Annotated in this window: 1 protein-coding gene; it reads left to right on the top strand. The window is 57.3% G+C overall.

The window, feature by feature from the left end:
• Positions 1-53 precede the first annotated feature (53 nt).
• Positions 54-616: acetyl-CoA carboxylase carboxyltransferase subunit beta (locus ABD481_RS46745; RefSeq protein WP_344672353.1), on the top strand; the 563-nt coding region annotated here is incomplete at its 3' end.

The following is a 616-nucleotide window of genomic DNA, read 5'->3' as shown; positions in this document are numbered from 1 at the left end:
GCGCCCCTTACGACAAAACTGGCATCGACCAGGTTCAGGCAGAAAGGTTATCAATGAGCTGGATTGAACGAATTAAAAGCAACATCACTCCCACCCGCAAGGCGAGCATTCCTGAGGGTGTATGGACCAAGTGCGACAGCTGCGGTCAGGTACTCTACCGCGCCGAGCTGGAGCGCAACCTGGAGGTTTGTCCTAAGTGCGATCACCATATGCGCATGTCGGCGCGTAATCGCCTGCATAGCCTGTTGGATGAAGGTTCTCTGGTAGAACTGGGTAGCGAACTTGAGCCAAAAGATGTGCTGAAGTTCCGCGATTCAAAAAAATACAAAGACCGCCTGGCGTCCGCTCAGAAAGAGACGGGCGAGAAAGACGCGCTGGTGGTGATGAAAGGTACGCTCTACGCGATGCCGGTGGTTGCCGCCGCCTTTGAGTTCTCCTTTATGGGGGGCTCGATGGGTTCCGTCGTCGGCGCACGCTTTGTGCGCGCGGTGGAGCAGGCGCTGGAAGATAACTGCCCGCTGATCTGCTTCTCCGCCTCCGGTGGCGCCCGTATGCAGGAAGCGCTGATGTCGCTGATGCAGATGGCGAAAACCTCCGCGGCGCTGGCGAAAATGCA

This window comes from Catenulispora yoronensis (genome assembly GCF_039531695.1).
Taxonomy (GTDB): Bacteria; Actinomycetota; Actinomycetes; order Streptomycetales; family Catenulisporaceae; genus Catenulispora; species Catenulispora yoronensis.
Note: the sequence above shows the minus strand (reverse complement) of the source record. Positions and strands in the feature narration are given on the sequence as shown.